Below are 23,212 nucleotides of genomic sequence, written 5' to 3'. Positions count from 1 at the left end.
CTTTTTCTTATCTTTCTTGCCTGCCGAAAGCGTTTTCCCGGGACGAGAAAAGTGCTCATTCATGCGCATTGCCTCCCGCTCTGCTACGCTGACAGGTCGCGCGGATTGGACGCTCAACCTCCAACGAAAAAGTCGAGCAACGGCCTGTCCGATTAACAGTTCCGAGAATGGAGCCTGGTTTGTTTACAAAAGGCTAATTCTCATATCGAAAATTTAGCAAATAATCATATATGTGTAAATGCGCAGGAAAATGAGACATTTCGGGCGATCGAAAGAGGGTATGCAGCTACCGCGGGAGGTGGAATTCGGGCTCACACGTTAGCTTTCGCTAACTCTTTAGGCCGTTGTTAATCATATTTGTAAATGATCATGAAGCCCTGGGTTTCCGAACAGCGTAGCGCCCCATCTGTGGGTTGATGGAGCGATTTGGTTCGGAAGCACGCGTTGTCTTGTATCGCTTACCGCGAGGGCTTCGTTGCAATTGCTTACGAGGTGACGCAGTGAAGTTTCCGCTTATCTGGACCTTGCCGGCCGTGTTGCTTGCAACCGGCTGCACGGTCAAAACGGAGCCGTTCACGCCCCAGGCGAACGCTGCCTTCGCGAACGAGAAACTGATGAGGGCGACCGCCAACCAGGAGCCGATCGTCGGCTCCATCGACCTCTACGAGGCGATGGCCAGGGCATTGAAATACAACCTGGACACGAAAGTCGAGATCATGCAGGCCGCGCTGAAGATGCGCGAAGCGGACCTCGTCAGTTATAGCGCGCTTCCCAAGCTTGTCGCCGGCGCGGGTTATGCCGGCCGCAACGAGGCCGACGCATCGACACCTTCCACCCGTGACGACAGCATCTATACGAGCGACCTCACCTTCTCGTGGAACATCCTAGATTTCGGTCTTTCCTATGTTCGCGCCAAGCAGGCGGCGGATGAGACGCTGATCCAGGAGGAGATGAAACGGCGCATCGTCAACAAGGTGATAGAAGACGTCCGCACCGCCTATTGGCGCGCTGTCAGTTACCAGCGTCTGGTCGGCCGCATGCGGGCACTTGAAGGTCGCGTCGCACGGGCATTGCGCGATACGCGCGGTCTTTCCTCGGGCGGTGAAAGCTCGCCGCTTGTCGCTCTCACCTATGAGCGCGAGCTGATCGAGGTGAAGCGCGAGGTCGAGATGCTGGAGGGCGAGCTGATGGTCGCCAAGAGCCAGCTCGCGGCGCTGATGAACGTCACACCCGGCACCAGTTTCACGCTGACGGTGCCGAAGCGTACCAGAACCAAGCTCTCGGTGCCGGACAGCATGCCGGAAATGTTCCGCGTCGCCGCCGAAAACCGGCCCGAAATGCGTGAGGTCGCCTACCGCATGCGGATCAACGAGAAGGAGGTCAATGCCGCCCTTCTCGATATCCTGCCGGGCTTCAACGTCTATGCCGGCTCGAACTATGATTCCAACGAGTTCATCGCCACCAATGACTGGCTGTCCTGGGGCGCCAAGGTCAGCTTCAATGCGATGAAGCTCGCGGCCCTGCCGGCCGTCAACAAGAAGATCGATGCGCAGAGCGAAGTGCTCGACGCGCGGTCCCTGTCAGTGGCGATGGCGGTCATGACCCAGGTCCATATCAGCCGCACCCGCTATGCGCATCTCAACAAGTCCTATGGCACGGCGGCGGCGCTTTCCAACGTCTCGCACCGCATCCTGAAGCAGGTGCGCGACGAGACGGTGGCGCAGAAGACCAGCGAGCAGATCCTCATCCGCGAGGAGATGAATGCGCTCCTCGCCGACGCCAAGCTGGATATGGCCTATGCCGACCTGCAGAACGCCTATGCCAATATCTACGCATCGCTCGGCGTCGATCCGTTCCCGACCGGGCTCACCACGACGCAGAGCGTGGACAATATCGCGACGCAGCTGAGGACGATGTGGACCGATAACGGCGGCCCGGCAAAGATCGAGGTGGTCGCCACCAAATAAGCGAAGGAGTGGGACGTGCAAGCATGCGATGGAAAGGGGCTGGTTCTTGCGGTGCTTCTGGCGGCGTTCGCGAGTCCCGGGTCACTATACGCGCAGGAGGGCGGAGAAGCCCTGCGCGGCATCGTCAAGTCGGCGAACGAGGCGATGATCGGGACCGACCTGATCTTTCCCATTGCATCCCTCCCTTTCCGGGAGGGGCAGCATTTTTCCAAGGGTGACGTGCTCGTCGCCTTCAACTGTGCCGACCTTGCGGCGCAGGTAAAATCCGCCGAAGCCGTGCTGAGGGCGGAACGCATCACGCAGGAAAATACCGCGAGGCTGGCGCGATCCAAGGCGGTCGGTGCCTTCGAGGTCGACATGGCGCGTGCCAAGATGGATCAGGCCGCTGCAGAACTGGAAGCCTACCAGAGCAAGATGTCGCGCTGCGTGGTCCGGGCTCCCTATGACGGGCGGATCGCCTTCATGCGGGCGCATGAACATGAAATCCCCGAACCCAACCAGCCATTGATGCAGATCGTCAGCGAGGGCGAGCTTGAAATCGAGGCGCTGCTGCCGTCAAGCTGGCTTCGCTGGTTGAAGCCCGGCAGCCGGTTCTCGATCACCATCGACGAGACCGGCGAGAGGAAACAGGCCGAGGTCGTCCGGATCGCGGCCGTTGTCGATCCCGTCAGCCAGACCGTGAAGGTGACGGGACGGTTTTCGGACGATACGATAGGCATTCTCCCGGGCATGAGCGGCCCGACCGAATTCAACCCCGCATCGGGGGATAAAGCATGGCTCGAGACGTCAAGCTTACGGCCAGACCACCGCAGGGAGCGCCAGTTCCGGATCCGGGTGGGGCAGTGAAAGCCTATGATCTTCTCCTGAGGGTGGAAGCTGAAGCGAGGCAGGCGCAGACGGTCGGCGAGCTTGCCTTCCTCATCGCCAACGAGACGATCCGCATCGCCAAGTGCCGGCAGGTCTTCGTGCTGGCGGGGCGAAACGATAACCTTCTGGTGAAGGCGGTCACCTCGGTCGGCAGCGTCGACAGGAACTCGCCGCGAGATCCGCTGGATCGAGGCGATCGTGAAGGCGATCTCCCGCAGCGAGAAGGGGCTCGGGTCAGCCCTTGATTTCGCGCTGCCGGCCTTCTGCCCGCCCGGCGACGAGGAGCACAAGGATTTTCCCTATGGTTTCATCGCCTGGCTTCCCTTCAAGCTGCGTGGCGGCACGGTGTTCGGCGGCATGCTGCTTGCCCGCGACGTGCCGTGGAACGAGCAGGATCTGCTGATTGCCCGGCGGCTGTCCGAAACCTATTCCCACGCCTGGGCGGCCCTTGCCGGCGAGCGCAGGCTGAAGCGCCGCATCAAGATAAAGCCGCTCATCGTGATGGCTGCGGTGGCGACGATCGCGCTCGGCTTCTATCCGGTGCCGATGATGGTCCTGGCGCCGGTCGAGGTCGCGCCGATCGCACCGCGCATCATCGCGGCACCGATTGACGGCGTCATAGAGAGTATCGCCGTCAATCCTGACCAGGCGGTGAAACAGGGCGATCCGCTGCTCAAAATGTCGGATGTGACGCTGCGCAACGAGCTGGCGGTGGCCGAGCAGGACGTGCGCGTTGCCGAAGCCAAGTTGATGCAGGTGACGCAAGGCGCGGTGTCCGACCCTAAGCTGCGTGCCGATCTTGCGATCACCCGCAGCGAGTTGACCGTCGCCGCCGCCAAGCGCAACTATGCCCGCGACATGCTGCAGCGTTCCGACGTGCGGGCGCCATCCGACGGGATCGCGATCTATACCGATCGGCGCGACTGGATCGGCCGGCCGGTAACGACCGGCGAGCGGATCATGGAAGTGGCCGATCCGACGCGCATGCAGCTCAGGATCGATGTGCCCGTTGCCGACGCAATCGCCGTTGCGCCTGGCGCCAAGGTGCGTGCCTTCCTCGATTCCGACCCGCTCAAGCCGGCAAGCGCCGAGGTGGTCGCGGCATCCTTCGAGGCACGCCTTATCGAAGGCGATGTCCTTGCCTATCGCATCTATGCCCGGCTTGACGAACAGCCGCGCGGCATGCGGCTCGGGATCCGCGGGACGGCGCAGATCAGCGGCCAGAAGGTGGCGCTCGCCTATTACCTGTTCCGCAAGCCGATTTCCGTCATCCGCCAGCGGTTCGGCCTATGAGGATCGCCCAACCTCAGATCGGTAATGTGCAGATTGGTCCTGCTCAGGTGGGCCAGCCACAGATGATACAGCCTCGCGACGCGCCATTGCCGGCGCTGCGCGAGGACCTGCAGATCATGCGCGTCGGCGCGAGCTATTCCGGGGCCCCTACCTGGGTCGTCTTCGATCCGATCCGCAATCGCTTCTTCCGCATCACCTATGAAATGTTCCAGGTGCTGAGCTCCTGGCGGATCAGCGGTACGGTCGGCAATCTCCTGAAGACCGTCGACAGCCGCTTCGGCAATCTCCTGACGGTCGAGGATATCGGCACGATCGTGCGTATGCTGGAGCATAACCTCCTGCTCGTTCAGCCGACCCGCGGTGCCTGGCGGGCGCTGCACCAGAAGTCCCAGCCGCGCCATTCCTGGTTCATGCGGCTCATTCACAACTATCTCTTCTTCAAGATCCCGCTTGTGCGGCCGGAAAGCTTCATCCGGCGGACATGGCCCTATGTAGCCTTCCTGTTCAGCAAGGTCTTCTGGTTCATCTCGGCGCTAGCGGGGCTGGCCGGCCTCTATCTCGTCTCGCGGCAGTGGGATGCCTTTGTCGGCACCTTTCCTTCGTTTTCTCCTGGGAAGGCGCAACGATCTCGATCCTGTCGATCATCTTCATCAAGTGCCTGCACGAGCTCGGCCATGCCTATGTGGCGCATCGCTTCGGTTGTCGCATTCCGACCATGGGTGTCGCCTTCATGGTCATGGTGCCGCTGCTCTATACGGATGTCAGCGATGCCTGGAAGCTGAAGTCCCGCTGGCAGCGGCTCAGGATCGATTCCGCCGGCATGCTGGTGGAGCTGACGGTTGCCGCCTATGCGCTGCTCGCCTGGGCCTTCGTGCCGGACGGGCCGATCAGAAGCGCCATCTTCGTGCTGGCCGCCACCGGCGTGGTGCTAAGCCTGCTGGTCAATCTCAACCCGTTCATGCGCTTCGACGGCTATTACATCCTGGCCGACCTGCTGGGGGTCGAAAACCTCCAGCCCCGCAGCTTTCGCCACATGCGCTGGCGGCTGCGCGAGCTTCTGTTCCGTCCCGGCTACCCGGCGCCGGAAGCGTTTCCGCTGCGGCTCGACGTGATCCTGACACTCTATGCGATCGCGACCGCGATCTACCGCGTGATGCTTTATCTCGGCATCGCGCTTCTCGTCTATCACTTCACGATCAAGCTTATCGGCATCCTGTTGTTCATCGTGGAGATCGGATTTTTCATTCTTCGCCCCGTCATCATGGAAGTGAAGGAGTGGTGGGCCATGCGCAGCGATATCGTCAGAAGCCGCCGGACCTATGTGACCGCGTCGATCCTTCTCGTGCTTCTAGTTCTTGCCTTCCTGCCGATCTCGACACGGGTCTCGGCGCCGGCAGTGATCTATCCACAGCAGTTCGCGCGGTTCTATCCGAGGGAACCCGGGCGGGTCGAAAAGATCGAGGTTACGGCAGGACAGAAGGTCAAGACGGGCGACGTCCTGTTCGTCATCGAAGCGCCGGAGATCCGCGAGGAAATCGGCATCGTCAATGTCGAGATCGAACTTGCGCGGCTGAGGCTCGCCCGCATCGTCGCCAATGCCGAGGATCTGGCACAGCGCAGCAGTATTGCGAGTGAACTCAACGGCCTGCTGGCCAGACGGCAGGGGTTGGAGGAAAGGCGGGCGGCGCTCGTCGTCACCGCGCCCTTCGACGGCACGATCACCGACGTCAATCCGGAAGTCCTGCCCGGACAATGGGTCGGACGCGGGGAACAGATCGCCTTCCTGTCAGCGGGCGCGGGCTCGATCGCGAGGGGATATGTGGCGGGCAATGACAGTTCCAGGCTTGCCGCGAATGCGCACGGCTGGTTCATACCGGACGATCTGTCGCTGTCGAAATCGCCGGTGACCCTGCTGTCGATCGCCGAAACCGGCGCGCAGGAAATCGACGTGCCGCAGCTAACCTCGCATTATCATGGAGCGATCGCGGTCCATCCATCTGCTGCCGGCCAGCGCCAGCGTCTCGCACCGGTGTCTGCGCAATATGCGGTCATGGCGCGGGTCGGCGACGAAAGCTTCGCGCCCGGCCGATCGGTGCAGGGCGTGCTGCTCATCGATGGCGAAGGCGTCAGCCTTGCGGCCCGCGCCTGGCGTAGAGTTCTGATGGTGCTATTCCGCGAGGCGGATTTTGAAGCGTCCGCCTCGGCAGGCGAACGCTTCTCTTTATCAGGCGGCGGCCTCGTAGGCGGAAGCTATGGCGGCGATCTGCTCGGAACTCATCGCCTGCATCTGGGTCGGGGTTATCGCCTGCAGCTGAGCCTTGCTGAAGGCCCTGATCTGCGTGGTGGACAGGCCGGGCAAAGCACTCGTGCTGATCGACGCTATGTCGGTCGGCGAGAACTGGGCGAGTTGCGTGGTACTGAATGCGGCGATCTGCGAGGAATTCAGCGCTGCGACCTGTGCGGAGGTCAAGGCCGCCGACTGTGCGGGCGTCAGTGCCGAAACCTGGGCGGTGGTAAGGCCGACGATGGATTTTGCGCTGAAGGACGCCACCGCTTCCGGTGACAGGAGCGCCAGCTTGTCGGTGCCGAAGGCCGCGATCTGGATCGGGTTGAAGGCACCGAGCTGCGTGCCGGTCAGCACACCCACCTGCAGGTCGCTCAGGCCCTGGATCTGGTAGAAGCTGAAGCCTGCGACCTGGGCCGCGGTCAGGGCGCTCGTCTGTTCGGCATCCAGCGTTGCCAGCGTTACCGGCGACATGCCCGTCATCGCGGTGGCGCTGATCGCGGCGATATGGGCCGGCGTCAGCTGGTCAATATCTTCCGGGTCGAGCGCTGCAACCTGCGTCGCCGTAAGCGCCGCCACCTGGGTGGTTGTGAAGGTGCCGACCTGGGCCGGACTGAGAGCCGAAATCTGGCTAGCGGTCAGGCTCGATATCGCGGTGGCTCCGAGTGCGCCGATCTGCGCGACCGTCAGGCCGGCGATCTTATCCGTCGACAGGCTGGCAATCTGGGTGCCGGTCAACGCCGCAAACTGGGTCGTCGTGAGTGCACCGAATTGCGCCGGGGTCAGTGCCGCGATCTGTGCCGGCTTCAATGCGGCGATCTGAGCGGTCGTCAGGGCACCGATCTGTTCGAGGGAAAGTCCGGCAATGGTCGCGGGCTTCAATTCGGCGAGTGCGGTCGGGCTCAGCGCGGCGATCTTGGCCGGTGTAAGCGACGAGACCTGGTCCACCGTCAGGGCAGGGGTCTGTTTCGACGTCAGTGCGGCGACCTGTGCGTTGGTCAGTGCATTGAGCTGCGCGGATGAGAGTAGCTCGACCTGACCCGGTGTCAGACCAGCCAGAGCGCTGGCGCTGAGTGCCGTGATCTGCTCGGAAGACAGGGCAGCGATGCGGTCTGACGGAAGGCCCGCGATCTGCGTTCCTGTCAGCGCGCCGATTTGCGTCGTGGTCAGCAGCGAAAATTGCGTGGGGCTCAGTGCCGCGAGCTGCGCTGAAGTCAGGCTACCGACTTGACCTGTGGTCATCGCGGCAAGCTGTTCGCCGGACATGGACAGGAAGGTTTCAGGTGCCATTCCGGCAAGCGCCGCGGGTGTCAGCATCGCTATCTCGGATGCGGAGAATGTTGCCAACTGAACCGGCGTCAGGGCGCCTACCTGGGTGGCGGTGAGGGCCGCGAGTTGAGCGGATGAGAAGGTATCGATCTGGCTCGGTGCAAGTCCCTTGATCTGATCGCCCGTCAGTCCGGTGATTCCTGCCGTGGTAATGGCGGCCAGCTGTTCGGAGGATAGCCCGCCGATGGAGGACACCGGCAAGGCGCCGATCTGCGCCTTCGTGAGCGCGGCGATTTGCGTCGTCGAGAGAGCCTGGACCTGAGGCAAGGTCAGCGCCTGCAGCTGGGTCGACGTGAGTGCGCCGATCTGTGCGGCATTCAGTGCCGAGATCTGGGCGACCGTGAGGCTGGCGATATTCTCCGCTGTCAAACCCGACATGGCGTTCGCGCTTATCGCGGCGATTTCTTCCGGTGTGAATGTCGCCAGTTCGTCGGCCGTCAACGCCGCAATCTGGGACGAGCCGAGGCCGCTGATCTGGGCGCCCGTCAGGGCTTCGGCCTGGGCTAGGCTTAGTCCCTTTATCTGGGCGCTGGTCAGTCCGGAAATACCCTTCGCGCTGATGGCGCTGATCTGGTCCGGAGTGAGCTTGGCCAGGCTGTCCGTCGACAAGGCTGCCACCTGGGTGGAGGTGAGTGCCCTGATCTGCTCAGAGCTCAGTGCTTCCGTTTGGGTTGGAGAGAAAGTATTGATTTGGTTGGCAGAAAGGGCCGCGACCTGGGTTGAGGTCAGCGCTGCGATCTGTTCGCTCGACAGGGCAGCGATATTTTCCGACGACAGGCCGGAGATCGCCTTGGCGCTTATGGCGGCGATATCCGCAGTCGAGAATTCGGCCAGTTCCTCAGGCGTGAGCACCGAAAGCTGGGCTGACGTGAGAGTGCCGACCTGTGCAGAGGTCAGGGCCTCGACCTGTTCCGTACTGAGTGCTGCAACCTGTGTCGTGGTGAGGCCCGCGACTGCCTTGATGCTTAAGGCTGCAATCTGCTCGCCCGACATGGCGGCAAGGTTGCCCACGGTGATTGCTGCGGTCTGGCTGGCACTCAGAAGCTTGATTTGCGCAGTCGTCAGACTTCCAATCTGGGACGGTGTCATCGCAGCGATTTGCGCCGGCGTCAGGGCCGTGATCTGGGCATTGGTCAAGGCGGCGACCTGATCGTCGCTCAATGTCGGGATGTTGCCGGTCGGGATGCCGGGTATCGTCTTGGCGTTGATTACCGCAATCTCTTCCGGTGAAAATGTAGCCAGCTGTTCCGGCGAGAGTGCAGACACCTGCGCAAGCGTCAGCGCACCGATTTGTGCCTTGGTGAACGCGTCCACCTGGTTAGGGTCGAGCGCGGCAATCTGATCCTTGGTCAGGCCGGCTATGGCCTTGGTACTCAAGGCTGCGATCTGGCTACCGGTCAGCGCAGAAAGCTTGTCTGGGGTGATCGTCGCGACCTGCGCAGCGCCAAGGCTGGCGATCTGGCTCGTCGTCAATGCTGCAAGCTGGACGTCGGTGAATGCGGCGACCTGGGCGGGTTTGAGAACAGAAATCTGCGGCGGCTTCAGTGCTGCGACCTGTTCTGGGGTGAGCGAAGCGATCGTCTGCGGTGTCACCCCTGCCATGGCAGTGGGGGTGATCGCGCCGATTTGTGCAGGAGAAAGCGATTCAAATTGGGCAGGGGTGAGCGTTGCCGTCTGCCTTGCGCTTAGTGCACCCATCTGCGCTGTCGTCAATGCGCCGATCTGGCTGGGATCCAGTATCGCGAGCTGTGCTGCTGTCAGGCCGGCTATGCCTCTGGTGCTGATCGACGAAATCTGTTCCGGTGAAAAGGCCGCCAGGCTTTCCGGTGGCAATGCGCCGATCTGTGATGCATTGAGCACCCCGATCTGCGCCGGCTTGAGGATATCGATTTGCTCAGGTGTGAGCGCACTGAACTGAGGCGATTTCATCGCGGTCAGCTGAGCCAGAGTCAGTGCGGCGGTCTGTTCGAGTGTCAGGCTCGCGGTCGACTGCGCCGAAAGGCCGGCGATGGCCGAAGGGGTCATCGCTGCGATCTGGGTGGCCGAGATCGCCCTCAGCTGTTCAACGCTCATCGCTGCGGTCTGCTTGGACGTCAGGACTGCGACCTGCTGCGTTGTAAAGGCTGCGATCTGCGATGTGCTGAGAGCGCCGATCTGCGCGGATGTCAGGCCGGATATGGCCTTGGGATTGATGCCTGCAAGCTGCTGATTGGTGAAGCCGGCGACATTGGTCGGCGCGAAGGATGCGAGCTGAGAGGACGTCAGCACGGCAAGCTGCGTCGTGGTGAGCGCCGCTGTCTGGGCGGCGGTCATAGCACCAATCTGTGCCGGTTTCAACGCCTTGATCTGGGTCGGGGTCAACGCCGCAACCTGTTCCGGTGTCAGGTCCGCGATCTTGCTGGCCGGTATGCTGGACAGGGCGAGGAGCTGATCGACGCGATATCCGACGGCGAGAAGGCGGCGAGGATGGTCTCGCTGACCGACGCCATCTGGCGGGCGGTGAGAGCGGCGATTTGCGTCGTGGTGAGCGCTTCTGCCTGCTCGCTGCTCAGAGCCGCCATATGGGCGGTCGTCAGGCCGCTGATCGCCTTGGCGCTGATTGCGGCAACCTGAGCGGGGGTGAGAGCTTCTATAGCGCCGACGGTCAGGCCGGACACCTGAGTGGCCGTCAAGGCCGCGATCTGCGTTGTATTCCAGGCGCCGAGCTGCTCGTGAGAGAGCGAAGCCACCTGTATGCTGGACAGGGCCGATATCTGGGCCGGCTTCATCGCCCCAATCTGCTCCGTCGTCAGGATCGCCAGCTGGCTTGTGGTGAGGCCCCGGATCGCAGAGGGTGTTATGGCGGCGATATCTTCGCGCGAAAAGGTGGCGAGATCCTCCGGCGACAGCGCGCCGATCTGCGCGGAACTCATCTTGGCAATCTGCGCCGGCGTCAGTGCTTCCACCTGCTCGACGCTGAAGCCGCTCAACTGAGACGTCGTCAAGGCGCCGATCTGAGACGAACCCATGCCTGCGATCTTCTCGGCGGAAAGCGTGGCGATCTGGTCGAGGCTCAATCCGACGACCGACCGCGACGCTATCGACGAGATCTGGGAAGTGGAGAGCACGGCAATGTTGCCGGACGACAAGGCTTTTACCTGTGACGAGGAAAGCGCACCGATCTGTGCGGAAGAGAGAGCCTTAACGTCCTCGGTGGTCCATGCTGCAATGGTGGATGCTGAAAGGGATTTGATCTGAATAGTGCTCAGCGAGGGAATGGTCGTCGTCATAAAAATACTCCTCCTCGATAGCTGAAACAGCGTCGATTCTCGAGCGAGACCGAATCGCGCCTATGCTCGATGTCCTCTACCTTTGCTTGCTTGCCTCAGACTGGCTTTTCTCAAAGCTGCACGCAGGGGTGGGTGGACCGCTCCTATGGGGCGGCATGTCGAGATCTATCCGAAGTGGGGAATTGGCGATTGGTGATCAGGCCAGATTAGCCGGCACCAGTTGCTGCCTGTGCCGCAGTTCGGCGCAGCTGGGACGGAATCTGCATCCCGTTCATTGATCTGTCGGCGAGGTGTCTGCCTCAGCTCCAATAGGCGGCGGCCGTGAAGTCTTTCTTGGCGAAGCCGCGCTCCGTCAGATGGGCACGCGCAGCCTTGGCCTTGTCGGCATGACCGGCGAACCAGACGTAGGAGCCGTCGGTGATCTCGGCCTCTTCCAGGGCCTTGCCCATATCCTCGACCATCGTGACGCGTGGGTCGTCGGCAAGTTCGCAGAGATCTTGCTGGCGAACCTGGAGGAAGGCGCGGACTTCACCGGGGGCTTCCTGCAGCATGCGGATGATGGCCGGCATGGCAGTCTCGTCGCCGAAGAGAACGAGATTATCGTTTTCGGGGCAGGCGCCGCCGCCGGGGCCGATAATGCCGACGGTGCGGCCGACCGGCTCTTCCGCGGCCCAGTCGGAGGTCGGGCTGCCGTCATGGCGGAAGATGTCGAATTCCAGCCAGTTCTCGCCATAGGCGACGGTCGTGTAGCAGGGGCGGTTCAGAGCGTCTTCGCCTTCCGGCCATACCGTGCGGCCGGACGCGGCGATGCGCGGCCAGCATGGCGGGCGGCCCTTACGGGGAATCAACAGGCGGAAATGATAGCTGCCGGCGCCGAAGCGCTCGGCATCATGGCCTTCCAGGCGAACGCGGGTAAAGCCCTCGGAGCGCTTCGTCACGGCCGTGACCTGCATCAGCGACATGCCCGGCGCCAGCGCGCCTTCGGCCACTTCGTCCCACTTGGGGCAGAGAAGGCATTCCTCGAAAAGCTCGGTCAGGCTGCCCTGCAGGGTCTGCAGCAGGCGCTGCTCGGGCGAGGATATCTCGATCGAGACACCGCTCTCGTCGGGAATGAGCGTCGCCTTGGAATTCCAGACATGGAAGCAGAAACCCTTGGCTTCCTCCGTCAACGGCACATCCCATTCCAGCGCGCGCTTCTTCAGCGCATTGATCGCTGCGCCGTTGTCACGGGTGATGCGGCCTCTGGTCTGGTGGAGCATGGTGGTCGTCCGGAAAGTCGTTCTGTGCCCGGACTAAAATCATTCATGACTTGTGAAGTCAAGATTGATGATGGCGGGACCGAAATGCCGATCCCGCCATGCTTTGCTACAGCAGTTCCTTCAGGCGGATGACAAAGCCGTGACCGGATCCCGAAAGCGTTGCCGTCGTGCCGATAGGCAGGATCGCGCAATCGAGTTCCGCGAGTGCTTCGGCGCACTCCCCATCCGCCACCTGCATCTCGCCGCGATGGCAGAGGAGAAGCGTCAGGGCATCCGTGGCTTCGATCTTCGCCGGCGCCGAGATCGTCTCGACCACATGCGAAAAACGTCCGCGGCGGGTCATGACGTTGAGGTCGGTGATCGTGCCGCCCGTCAGCCGGGCCGTGGTCGGGGCATCGGCGGGGAACGGATAGGGCGCAGAGGCCTTCGTCAGCAGCGCCGCGTCGCGGCCTTCGATCGCCAGGTCCATACCATGACCTTCAAGGATCGATAGCGTACGGTCGATGCCGGGGAAGACGGAGAACGCGCCATCCTCGGCCACCGCCGCCATGCTGACGCGCCAGTCGAACGTATCGACGGTTGCGCCCGGCGGAAAGACGGCGATCTCCACCGTCTCGCCGCGTCCGTTCTTCCACGGCATGCGCTTGTGGTTGCCGGCACGAAGGATTTTCATGAGGCTCAATTCCCCAATATCGCCGGCAGTCTTAGGCCCTTGTCCTTTGCGCAGTCGATGGCGATGTCGTAGCCCGCATCGGCATGGCGCATTACGCCGGTGGCCGGGTCGTTCCAGAGCACACGCTCGAGACGGCGGTCGGCATCTTCCGAACCGTCGGCGCAGATGACCATGCCGGAATGCTGCGAATAGCCCATGCCGACACCGCCGCCATGATGCAGCGACACCCAGGTGGCGCCGGATGCGGTGTTGAGCAGCGCATTCAAGAGCGGCCAGTCGGAGACGGCGTCGGACCCGTCCTTCATCGCCTCCGTCTCGCGGTTGGGCGAGGCGACCGAGCCACTGTCGAGATGATCGCGGCCGATGACGATCGGGGCAGAAAGCTCGCCGTTCCTGACCATCTCGTTGAAGGCGAGGCCGAGCTTGTGGCGGTCGCCGAGACCGACCCAGCAGATGCGCGCCGGCAGGCCCTGGAAGGCGATGCGCTCGCGGGCCATGTCCAGCCAGTTGTGCAGGTGCTTGTTGTCCGGCAGCAGTTCCTTCACCTTGGCATCGGTCTTGTAGATATCCTCCGGATCACCGGATAGCGCCGCCCAGCGGAACGGGCCGATGCCGCGGCAGAAGAGCGGGCGGATATAGGCCGGCACGAAACCTGGGAAGGCGAAGGCGTTTTCTAATCCTTCGTCCTTGGCGACCTGGCGAATGTTGTTGCCATAGTCGAGGGTCGGCACGCCGGCATCCCAGAAGGCGACCATGGCTTCGACATGCGCCTTCATCGAGGCGCGGGCGGCAGTCTCGACCGACTTCGGATCGCTTTCGCGCTTGGCCTTGGCTTCCTCGACGGTCCAGCCGACCGGCAGGTAGCCGTTCCTCGGATCATGCGCAGACGTCTGGTCGGTGACGATATCGGGGCGCGGGCCACCGGCCTGCATGCGCTTGACCAGTTCCGGGAAGACTTCCGCGGCATTGCCGAGCAGGCCTACGGACTTTGCCTCGCCCTTGGCTGTCCACTCCTCGATCATGGCCAGTGCTTCATCCAGCGTCTTGGCTTTCGCGTCGACGTAACGAGTGCGCAGGCGAAAATCGATGCGGGTCTCGTCGCATTCGACGGCCAGGCAGCAGGCGCCGGCCATGACGGCGGCGAGCGGCTGGGCGCCGCCCATGCCGCCGAGCCCGCCGGTCAGGATCCACTTGCCCTTTAGGCTGCCGCCGTAATGCTGGCGGCCGGCCTCGACAAAAGTCTCATACGTGCCCTGCACGATGCCCTGCGTGCCGATATAGATCCACGAGCCGGCGGTCATCTGGCCGTACATGGCGAGACCCTTCTTATCCAGCTCGTTGAAGTGATCCCAGGTCGCCCAGTGCGGCACGAGGTTGGAGTTGGCGATCAGCACCCGCGGCGCATCCTTGTGGGTGCGAAACACGCCGACCGGTTTTCCCGATTGCACGAGCAGCGTCTCTTCTTCGGTCAGCGTCTTCAGCGTCGCGGCGATGCGGTCGAAATCGTCCCAGGTGCGGGCAGCGCGGCCGATGCCGCCATAGACCACCAGCTCATGCGGGTTCTCCGCCACGTCCGGGTCGAGATTGTTCATCAGCATGCGCAGCGGTGCTTCGGTCATCCAGCTCTTGGCGTTGAGCTCATTGCCCCGCGGGGAGCGGACGTCGCGGATATTGTGGCGCGGATTGGTCATCACTTCTGTTCCCGTTATTCTTTGCAATCAGATTTCCAGAACCGGCAGGATGCCGGGCGAGATGGCGGCGGCGAGAGCGCCGGTGGCGACCAAATCCGCAGCCGCAGCTAGATCCGGTGCCATATAGCGATCGTCCTCGAGCGAGGGCACGGCGGCGCGCAGCACGGCGGCCGCCTTTTCCAGCTCCGGGCTGGTCTTCAGCGGGCCGCGTAGCTCCACGCCCTGCACGGCGGCCAGCGCCTCGATGCCCAGAATGCCGAACAGGTTCTCCGTCATGCCGAGCAGGCGGCGCGCACCGTGGCAGGCCATGGAGACATGGTCTTCCTGATTGGCGGAGGTCGGCGTCGAATCCACCGAGGCGGGGTGCGACATCTGCTTGTTCTCGCTCATCAGCGCGGCCGACGTGACCTCGGCGATCATCAGGCCGGAATTCAGTCCCGGCTTTTTCGACAGAAATGCCGGGAGGCCGTAGGAGAGGGCGGGATCGACCAGAAGTGCAACGCGACGCTGGGCGATGGCGCCGATCTCGCAGATGGCAAGCGCCGTCTGGTCGGCGGCAAAGGCGACCGGTTCGGCGTGGAAATTGCCGCCGGAGACGACTTCGTTGTCGGAAAGCACCAGCGGATTGTCGGTGACTGCGTTGGCCTCGATTTCCAACGTGCGGGCGACGGAGCGCAGAAGATCGAGGCAGGCGCCATCCACTTGCGGCTGGCAGCGGATGCAATAGGGGTCCTGCACGCGCTCGTCGCCCTCGATATGGCTGGCGCGGATTTCAGAGCCTTCGAGTAGGGTGCGCAGCGCCGCTCCCGCATCGATCTGGCCCTTGTGGCCGCGCAGCATGTGAATGTCCGGGTGGAAGGGGGCGGAGGAGCCCATGGCCGCATCAGTGGACAGCGCGCCGGTCACGAGCGCCGTCTGGGCGGCACGATGCGCGCGGAACAGGCCGGCGAGCGCGAGAGCGGTCGAGGTCTGTGTTCCGTTGATCAGCGCCAGGCCTTCCTTGGCGGCCAGCACAACCGGGGTCAGCCCAGCCTTCTTCAGAGCCTCGCCGGACGGCATTCGTTCGCCGGCTAAAAAGGCCTCGCCTTCGCCCATCATCGTCGCCGCCATATGGGCAAGCGGGGCGAGATCGCCCGAGGCGCCGACCGAGCCTTTTTCAGGAATGACCGGGATCACGCCCTTTGCCAACATGCCCTCGATCAGGCGAGATCAGATCCAGACGAACGCCGGAAGCGCCGCGGCCGAGGCGAGATCAGTTTGAGCGCCATGATGAGCCGCACGACATTTTCCGGCAGCGGCGCGCCGAGGCCGCAGCAATGCGACAGTATCAGGTTGCGCTGCAGGGTGGCGAGGTCAGCACTGTCGATCTTGATCGAGGCCAGCTTTCCGAAGCCTGTATTGATGCCATAGACCGGCGCATTGCCGGCCGCGATCTCGGCAATTCGGGCGGCTGCCTTCTCGATGCCGGCATCGAAGGAGCGGTCCAGCACGGCCGCATCATTGTTCCAGTAGATCGCGGCGAGATCGGAGAGCGGGACGCTGCCGGGATGAAGCGTGATCGTCATGCGGATACCTGCTGACCCTTGAAGATGCGTGAATGGAGCGGATTGAAGCCGATGCGATAGACGAGTTCGGCCGGACGCTGGATGTTCCAGACGGCGAAATCTGCCGACTTGCCGACCTCCAGCGTGCCGGTCTCGGCAAGCAGGCCGAGCGCACGGGCCGCCTCGCGGGTGGCACCGGCAATGCATTCGTCGACCGTCAGGCGGAACAGTGTTGCGGACATGTTCATCGTCAGCAATAGCGAGGTCAGCGGCGAGGTGCCGGGGTTGCAGTCCGTGGCGATCGCCATCTTCACCCCGGCATCGCGCAGCGCCTGGATCGGCGGCTTCTGCGTCTCGTTGATGGCATAGAAGGCGCCGGGCAGGATGACAGCGACGGTGCCCGCCTCAGCCATGGCAGCGGCGCCTTCGGCATCGAGATATTCCAGGTGGTCGGCCGACAGCGCGCCATAGGATGCCGCCATCTTCGCGCCGCCGAGGTTCGACAGCTGTTCGGCATGCAGCTTTACGGGAAGTCCGAGCGCTTTCGCATGATCGAAGACGCGACGCATCTCGTCGACCGAGAAGGCAATGCCCTCGCAAAAACCGTCGACGGCGTCGATCAGACCTTCCGCATGGGCCTTGTCCATGCCGGGCAGCACGGTATCGGTGATGTAGTCGCCGTTGCGACCCTTGTATTCCACCGGCGTCGCATGAGCCCCAAGATAAGAGGTCACGACGCGGACAGGCCGCACTTTCTCAATCGCCCGGGCGGCGCGCAGCATGTTGAGCTCGCCTTCGATCGACAGGCCGTAGCCCGACTTGATCTCCAGCGTCGAAACGCCTTCGGCCAGCAGCGTATCGACCCTCGGCAGGGCAGCCTTCACCAGTCCGTCAACGGATAATGCATTGGTCGCCTTGACCGAGGAGACGATGCCGCCGCCGGCACGGGCGACTTCCTCATAGGTCGCGCCTTCGAGCCGCATCTCGAATTCCATCGCGCGGTCGCCGCCGAAGACGATGTGGGTGTGGCAATCGATCAGGCCCGGCGTGATGACACGGCCTTCGCAATCGATGATCTCGGCCTCTCCCGACAGCGAAAGCGGCAGGTCCTGCCACCGGTCGACAAAGGCAATCCGCCCGTCGCGCACGGCAATCGCCGCGTCCTCGATCATGCCGAGCCCGGGCAGGTTGTCATCAAGCGTTGCTATCCTGGCATTGCGCCAGATCTGCGTTGCATCAGCCATTGCGCTCCCTCATATGCGTCTTGTGAATGGCCTTGTTGCTCGTTATGTATATACTTAATGATCGACGAGGCAAGCCGGTCTTTGAGATAAAGGGGAATGCCGTGGACGTGATTTTTGCCGACTATGCTCTTGTGGGCGACGAGATCAGGGCGAATGTCCGAATTTCCATCACCGATGGCCGCGTGGGGTCGGTCGAAATCGGTGCCCAGCCGCAGGCCGGCGACGAGCGCCAAACTTTCGTCCTGCCCGGCATGCCGAACCTCCACAGCCACACTTTTCAGCGCGCCATGGCAGGCCTTGCGGAAACCCGTGGTCCCGGCTCCGACAGCTTCTGGAGCTGGCGCACGGTCATGTACCAGTTCGGCCTGTCGATGAACCCGGACCAGCTGGAAGCGATCGCCGCCCAGGCCTTTATGGAAATGGTCGAGCAGGGTTTTTCCCGCGTCGGCGAGTTTCATTACCTGCATCATGACCGCGACGGCTCGCTCTATGCCAATCCGGCGGAACATCTTGATCGGGTCGCTGGCGCAGCCGGTGCAACGGGCATCGGGCTCACCATGCTGCCGGTCTTCTATGCCCATTCCGGCTTCGGCGGTCTGGCCCCGGCCGATGGCCAGCGGCGCTTCATCCACGATCTCGACCAGTTCGCCCGGCTGATGGAGCGCGGTACGGAGATCACGCGCGAACTGCCGGGCTCCAATCTCGGCCTCGCGCCCCACAGCCTGCGGGCGGTGACGCCGGAAGAGTTGTCGGCACTGACGACGATGACCACGGGACCGATCCACATCCACGTCGCCGAACAGGTGAAGGAAGTTGAGGATTGCATCGCCTGGTCCGGTGCCCGTCCGGTCGAATGGCTGCTCGACCATGCGCTGGTCAATGGCCGCTGGTGCCTCGTCCACGCCACCCATGTGACGGAGAAGGAAGTCACGGCGATGGCGAATTCCGGCGCGATCGCCGGCCTCTGCCCGGTCACCGAAGCCAATCTCGGCGACGGCATCTTTCCCGTCTCCTCCTTCATCGCCCAGGGTGGCCGCTACGGTGTCGGGTCGGATTCCAACGTCTCGATCTCGCTGCGTGAAGAGCTGCAGATCCTCGAATATTCCCAGCGCCTCGCCGAGCGCTCGCGCAATGTCATTGCCGCACCCGGTCAGTCCACCGGTGTCTCGCTCTTCACCAAGGCGGTTACCGGCGGCGCCCAGGCGCTGCAGTCGGAATGCGGCATCGTTCAAGGCGTTCCGGCCGATCTCTTTTCGCTCGACCTCTCGAATGTGCCATGGTCGGCAAAGCATGTGATCGATCAATGGATCTTCGGCGCGGGTATCGGCATCGACTGCGCCTGGGTGAGGGTCGCAAGCTCGTCTCCGATGGCCGGCATGTCGGGCGTGATCAGATTTCGACCAAATTCCGCAAGGTCGTCTCGGATCTGATGGCGGCGGGCTGAGCCCGTCCCGTCAGCTGGTTTCGGCGGCGATGACCTGAAACGGCTCGCCGTCTGCCGTTTCCTGCTGCATGCCTTCGATCGAGCCGCGAATGCGGCTCTTGCCGACCTCGATCACATGGCGCATGGCCGACATTGCCTTGGCCGGATCGCGCGAGGCGATGGCATGAACGATGCGCAGGTGATTGGTCGCCACCTCGTCGATCGTTTCGGGCGAGGCGGCGGGTGACGAGAGCTGGAAGGAAATCGCCAGAGCGGCCTCAATCAGCGCGCTGGCCGATCGCATGAACGGATTGCCCGACATGCGGGCGATGGCGAGATGGAACTCGAGATCCACCTGCGCCACCGTCTCCGGCGTATGCTTCAGGTCGTCGAAGCGGGCGGCGATCGCGTAGAGCGCGACAATATCGTCGCTCGTGGCGCGGACTGCCGCTGCGGCCGCCGCTGCCGGCTCGAGCGCCAGGCGGATTTCGGCCAGGTGTTCGATGAAATCGTAGTCGAGCCCCGATTGAAAGCGCCAGCTGAGCACATCCGAATCAAAGAAGTTCCAACTGTCGCGTGGCAGCACGCGGGTGCCGACCTTGGCCTTGGCCTCGATCAGGCGCTTGGCCGACAGTGTCTTCATCGCTTCGCGCAGCACGGTGCGCGACACGCCGAAACGGGCGGAAAGCTCGGCATCCCCCGGCAGAAGCGAGCCTTCCGGGATCTTGCCGGAGACGATGCCACGGCCAAGCTCGGCCACCACATGCGCGTGGTTGCCGCGACGCTTGCGGCCGCTGATCGCCGTTTCCAGAAGACCCAAAATCACACCTCTCTCAATTGCCTGACTGCAAGTTGGCGGTTTGAATACCAGATGATTGTGCGCTGCAACACGATGAATACGAATAAGAGGATTCCGATGACAATTTTCGTCCACCAGGACGACAGCGTGCCATCGAAGACGATGTAGGTCTGGATCAGTCCCTGCAGCAGAATGCCGACGAAGGTTCCGGCGATCAGGCCGACGCCGCCGGTCAGAAGCGTGCCGCCGATGACGACGGCTGCAATCGCATCGAGCTCCACACCGACTGTCGCCAGCGAATAGCCCGACGAAGTGTAGAGCGTGTAAACGATGCCGGAGAGGCCGGACAGGAAGCCCGAGAGCGCATAGATTCGGATCGTCGTCGAACCGACCGGCACGCCCATCAGTTCGGCGGACTGGATATTGCCGCCGATCGCGTAGACATTGGCGCCGAAGCGGGTGCGCGAGGCGATGAAGATGCCGGCGATGAAGACGGCGAGCATGATCATCGCAAGCAGCGTCAGGCGCCCGCCGCCCGGAAAGCGGATGTAGAAGCCCATCATCGCGTCGATGAATTCATGGGTGATCGGCACGGATTCGGTCGATACGAGATAGGCCGCGCCGCGGGCCAGAAACATGCCGGCGAGTGTCACGACGAAAGGCGGGATCAGCAGATAACGGATCATCGCGCCCATCAGGCAGCCGAACAGGGTGGAAATGACGAGGGCTGCGATGAAGGCGGTCAGCGGGTGGACACCGAAGGAACCAACCATGACGGCGACGAAGACGCTGGTGAAGGCAATCACCGACCCGACCGAAAGATCGATGCCGCCCGACAGGATGACGAACGTCATGCCGACCGCGGCAATGCCGAGAAAGGCGTTGTCGGTCAGCAGATTGCCGATCACCCGCGTCGATAGCATGTTGGGGAACTGCAGCACGCAGAGCCCGTAGGCGATGATGAAGATCGCAAGCGTGGTGACGAAGGGCAGGTTGCGGGCATGGATCATCGGGTCGCCTCCTTCGTGCCGTGCGTCAGCGTCTCCCGCCGCTTCGAGAATTTCACGAAACCGAGAAGGGTCATGACAGCGGGCGATTGCAGCGTCAGTACGATGATGATGATGCCGGCCTTGATGATCAGGTTGAACTCCGGCGGAAAGCCCGAGACGAGAATGCCGGTATTGATCGACTGGATGATCAGCGCGCCGATCAGCGAGGCGGTGATCGAGAAGCGTCCGCCGTTGAGCGACGTGCCGCCGACGACGACCGCGAGGATGGCGTCGAGTTCCAACCACAGCCCGGCATTGTTGGCGTCGGCGCCCCGAATGTCGGCGGTGACGATCATGCCGGCGATCGCAGCGCAGAGGCCGGAAATGGCATAGGCCGAGAAGAGCAGGAAGCGGGCGCGCACGCCGGCAAGGCTTGCCGCGCGACGGTTGATGCCGGTCGCCTCGATCAGGAAGCCGAGTGCGGTCCGGCGCATCAGAAGGCCGATGATCAAAGCCGTTCCGACCCAGAGATAGATCGGGATCGGGATGCCGGCGAAGGCGCCGGAACCGAGGGCTGCGAACGTATCGTCATTGAAGGTGAGGATCACGCCCTCGGTGATCAGCTGGGCGATGCCGCGGCCGGCCACCATCAGGATCAGCGTGGCGATGATCGGCTGGATGTTGAGGATCGCCACCAGCACGCCGTTCCACAGACCGCAGGCAATGCCGACGCCGAGCGAAATCGCGATCACGACGGGGAGAGGATAGCCTTCGGTGATCAGGCTCGCGGCAACCGCGCCACAAATGGCGATGACGGCGCCGATCGAGAGATCGATGCCGCGCGTGGCGATCACCAGCGTCATGCCGACCGTCAGCAGGGCCACGGGAGCTGCGCGCACGAGAATGTCGATCAGGCTGCCGTAGAGACGGCCGTTCTGGACCGACACCGTCAGGAAGCCGGGTGCGACGAGGCTGATAACCCCGAGAATGATGGCGAGCGCGATAAGCTGCGGGGCGAGGCGGCGCAGGCGGCGGGTGATTACATGCATCAGGCCGCCTCCGTCCTGCCGGTGCCGGCAATCGCTTCGATGATGGCATCCGTCGTCAGCTGGCTGCCGGAAAGTTCGGCCACATGGCGGCGGTCGGAGAGCACGACGACGCGGTGGGCGACGGCTGTCAGTTCCTCCAGTTCGGATGAGATGACGACGAGCGACATGCCTTCTGAACAGAGCCTCTCGATCATTTTCAAGATTTCCGCATGGGCGCCGATATCGATGCCGCGGGTCGGCTCGTCGAGGATCAGAAGTCGCGGTTCGGTCACCAGCCAGCGGGCAAGGATCGCCTTCTGCTGGTTGCCGCCAGACAAAAACTTGATCGGCCGTTCGCGATCGGCGGGGCGGATGTCGAGCGACTTGATGAAGGCGTCGGCCAGTTCGCGCTTCTGTGCCGACGAGATCGGCCGCATCCAGCCGCGGCTCGCCTGCAGCGCCAGCACGATATTGTCGGCCACCGAAAGATCGCCGACGATGCCGTCGGTCTTGCGCTCTTCCGGGCAGAAGCCGAAGCCGCTGGCGATCGCCGCCTCCGGTGACGAGATATTCGCCTGCGCGCCATCGATCGTCGCCGTGCCGCTGTCGGCGCGATCGATACCGAAGAGCAGGAATGCAGTCTCGGTGCGGCCCGAACCGAGAAGGCCGGCGACGCCGACGACTTCGCCCGGCCTGATATCGAGATCGAAAGGCGCGACGCTGCCCTTCTTGCCGTAGTTCTGGAAGCGGATCGACGGCGCACCGCGCTCATCGACGGTTTCAGGCTCGGCCTGATGTTCGCGGGTAATGTGCTGCAGCTCGCGGCCGAGCATCATTGAGATCAGCTCCAGACGAGGCAGCTCGGACAGCGCGCGGCTGCCGACGAGGCGGCCGTTGCGCAGCACGGTGACGCGATCGGCGATCTCGTAAACCTGATCGAGGAAATGGGTGATAATGACGATGCCGAGGCCTTCCTCGCGCAGCTGGCGCAGAACGGAAAACAGGCCCTTCACCTCATGGGCATCAAGGCTTGCAGTCGGTTCGTCGAGTACGAGTACCTTGCCGGAAAGATCGACGGCGCGGGCAATCGCGATGATCTGGCGGATGGCGACGGAATAGGAGGCGAGCAGGGCATCGACGTCGATATTAAGCCCATACCGTGCCAGCAGCGCCTTCGACTGTTCGCGCATGGCGCGGCGGTCGATCATGCCGAAACGGCGCGGCTGGCGGCCGAGAAACAGGTTTTCGGCGACGGTGAGATTTTCGAGGAGATTGACCTCCTGGTAGACGGTGCCGATCCCGAGCGCCTGTGCTTGGCCGACATCGTCGGGGAGACCTCGTTCCCATCCAGAGAAATCGTGCCCCGGTCGCGGCGATAGACGCCGGTCAGGACCTTGATCAGCGTCGATTTCCCGGCGCCATTCTCGCCGAGCAGCGCGTGGATCTCGCCCCGGCCGAGCGTGAAGTCCACTTCATCGAGCGCCGGTATGCCGAAGAAGGATTTGCCGATGCCCCGGGCTTCCAGAAGAGCGTGTTGTGCTGACATGTCTCCG

Annotated in this window: 14 protein-coding genes and 4 pseudogenes; 7 read left to right on the top strand and 11 right to left on the bottom strand. The window is 63.0% G+C overall.

Annotated elements, in window-relative coordinates:
- The first annotated feature begins 500 nt into the window (after positions 1-500).
- The 6 genes and pseudogenes from N7E02_RS13895 to N7E02_RS30320 all read left to right on the top strand — a co-directional run.
- On the top strand, positions 501-1,967 hold the full coding sequence (locus tag N7E02_RS13895) for a TolC family protein (protein WP_286582582.1): 1,467 nt from the start codon (positions 501-503) through the stop codon (positions 1,965-1,967).
- 15 nt (positions 1,968-1,982) lie between these two features.
- Positions 1,983-2,813 carry an efflux RND transporter periplasmic adaptor subunit gene (locus N7E02_RS13890; protein WP_286582581.1) on the top strand — a complete coding sequence of 277 codons (831 nt, stop codon included), beginning with the start codon at positions 1,983-1,985 and terminating at the stop codon, positions 2,811-2,813.
- Positions 2,810-3,079, top strand: coding sequence for a hypothetical protein (locus tag N7E02_RS13885; protein ID WP_286582580.1), 270 nt, complete (start codon positions 2,810-2,812; stop codon positions 3,077-3,079). Before N7E02_RS13890 ends, N7E02_RS13885 begins: the two co-directional genes overlap by 4 nt.
- Complete coding sequence (locus N7E02_RS13880; protein WP_286582578.1) at positions 3,033-4,127, top strand: efflux RND transporter periplasmic adaptor subunit; 1,095 nt, start codon at positions 3,033-3,035, stop codon at positions 4,125-4,127. The genes N7E02_RS13885 and N7E02_RS13880 overlap by 47 nt, the downstream gene beginning before the upstream one ends.
- 62 nt (positions 4,128-4,189) lie before the next feature.
- A complete protein-coding gene (locus N7E02_RS13875) occupies positions 4,190-4,909 on the top strand; it encodes a hypothetical protein (protein WP_286582577.1) in 720 nt (239 codons plus the stop codon).
- A pseudogene (locus tag N7E02_RS30320) lies at positions 4,810-5,844 on the top strand (efflux RND transporter periplasmic adaptor subunit); the annotation flags it as partial. The gene N7E02_RS13875 and the pseudogene N7E02_RS30320, both read left to right, overlap by 100 nt.
- Before the next feature lie 507 nt (positions 5,845-6,351).
- On the opposite strand, the gene N7E02_RS13870 reads toward N7E02_RS30320, so the two are convergent.
- From N7E02_RS13870 to hutI, 7 genes and pseudogenes are all read right to left on the bottom strand, one after another.
- The gene (locus N7E02_RS13870) at positions 6,352-10,101 is read right to left on the bottom strand and encodes a hypothetical protein (RefSeq protein WP_286582575.1); all 3,750 of its coding nucleotides are present in this window, start codon (positions 10,099-10,101) and stop codon (positions 6,352-6,354) included.
- Positions 10,102-10,121: 20 nt separating this feature from the next.
- Positions 10,122-11,009, bottom strand: coding sequence for a hypothetical protein (locus N7E02_RS13865; RefSeq protein ID WP_286582573.1), 888 nt, complete (start codon positions 11,007-11,009; stop codon positions 10,122-10,124).
- Between the two features lie 299 nt (positions 11,010-11,308).
- The gene (locus N7E02_RS13860; protein ID WP_286582570.1) at positions 11,309-12,268 is read right to left on the bottom strand and encodes a siderophore-interacting protein; all 960 of its coding nucleotides are present in this window, start codon (positions 12,266-12,268) and stop codon (positions 11,309-11,311) included.
- 106 nt (positions 12,269-12,374) lie between these two features.
- Positions 12,375-12,941 (bottom strand): HutD/Ves family protein, encoded by a 567-nt coding sequence (locus N7E02_RS13855; protein WP_286582569.1) that lies wholly within the window; start codon positions 12,939-12,941, stop codon positions 12,375-12,377.
- Between the two features lie 5 nt (positions 12,942-12,946).
- Positions 12,947-14,632, bottom strand: coding sequence for a urocanate hydratase (hutU, locus tag N7E02_RS13850; RefSeq protein WP_286582567.1), 1,686 nt, complete (start codon positions 14,630-14,632; stop codon positions 12,947-12,949).
- A 27-nt stretch (positions 14,633-14,659) separates the two neighbouring features.
- Positions 14,660-16,197: pseudogene (hutH, locus tag N7E02_RS13845) on the bottom strand (histidine ammonia-lyase).
- Entirely contained in the window at positions 16,194-17,420 is a 1,227-nt protein-coding gene (gene hutI, locus N7E02_RS13840) for an imidazolonepropionase (RefSeq protein ID WP_286582565.1), read from the bottom strand. Before hutI ends, hutH begins: the two are co-directional and overlap by 4 nt.
- 101 nt (positions 17,421-17,521) lie before the next feature.
- Here hutI and N7E02_RS13835 point away from each other — a divergent pair.
- Positions 17,522-18,864 (top strand): annotated as a pseudogene (locus tag N7E02_RS13835) (formimidoylglutamate deiminase).
- A gap of 10 nt (positions 18,865-18,874) precedes the next feature.
- Here N7E02_RS13835 and N7E02_RS13830 read toward each other — a convergent pair.
- The 4 genes and pseudogenes from N7E02_RS13830 to N7E02_RS13815 form a co-directional block, all read right to left on the bottom strand.
- Positions 18,875-19,663: a FadR/GntR family transcriptional regulator gene (locus N7E02_RS13830; RefSeq protein WP_286583819.1), complete on the bottom strand. Its 789-nt coding sequence runs from the start codon at positions 19,661-19,663 to the stop codon at positions 18,875-18,877.
- A gap of 2 nt (positions 19,664-19,665) precedes the next feature.
- Entirely contained in the window at positions 19,666-20,652 is a 987-nt protein-coding gene (gene yjfF / locus N7E02_RS13825) for a galactofuranose ABC transporter, permease protein YjfF (protein ID WP_286582563.1), read from the bottom strand.
- Positions 20,649-21,680 (bottom strand): ABC transporter permease, encoded by a 1,032-nt coding sequence (locus tag N7E02_RS13820; protein ID WP_286582561.1) that lies wholly within the window; start codon positions 21,678-21,680, stop codon positions 20,649-20,651. Before N7E02_RS13820 ends, yjfF begins: the two co-directional genes overlap by 4 nt.
- Positions 21,680-23,205, bottom strand: a pseudogene (locus N7E02_RS13815) (sugar ABC transporter ATP-binding protein). Before N7E02_RS13815 ends, N7E02_RS13820 begins: the two are co-directional and overlap by 1 nt.
- Positions 23,206-23,212: the final 7 nt, after the last annotated feature.

The sequence above is a fragment of the Terrirhizobium terrae genome (genome assembly GCF_030323265.1).
GTDB lineage: Bacteria > Pseudomonadota > Alphaproteobacteria > Rhizobiales > Rhizobiaceae > Neorhizobium.
Note: the sequence above shows the minus strand (reverse complement) of the source record. Positions and strands in the feature narration are given on the sequence as shown.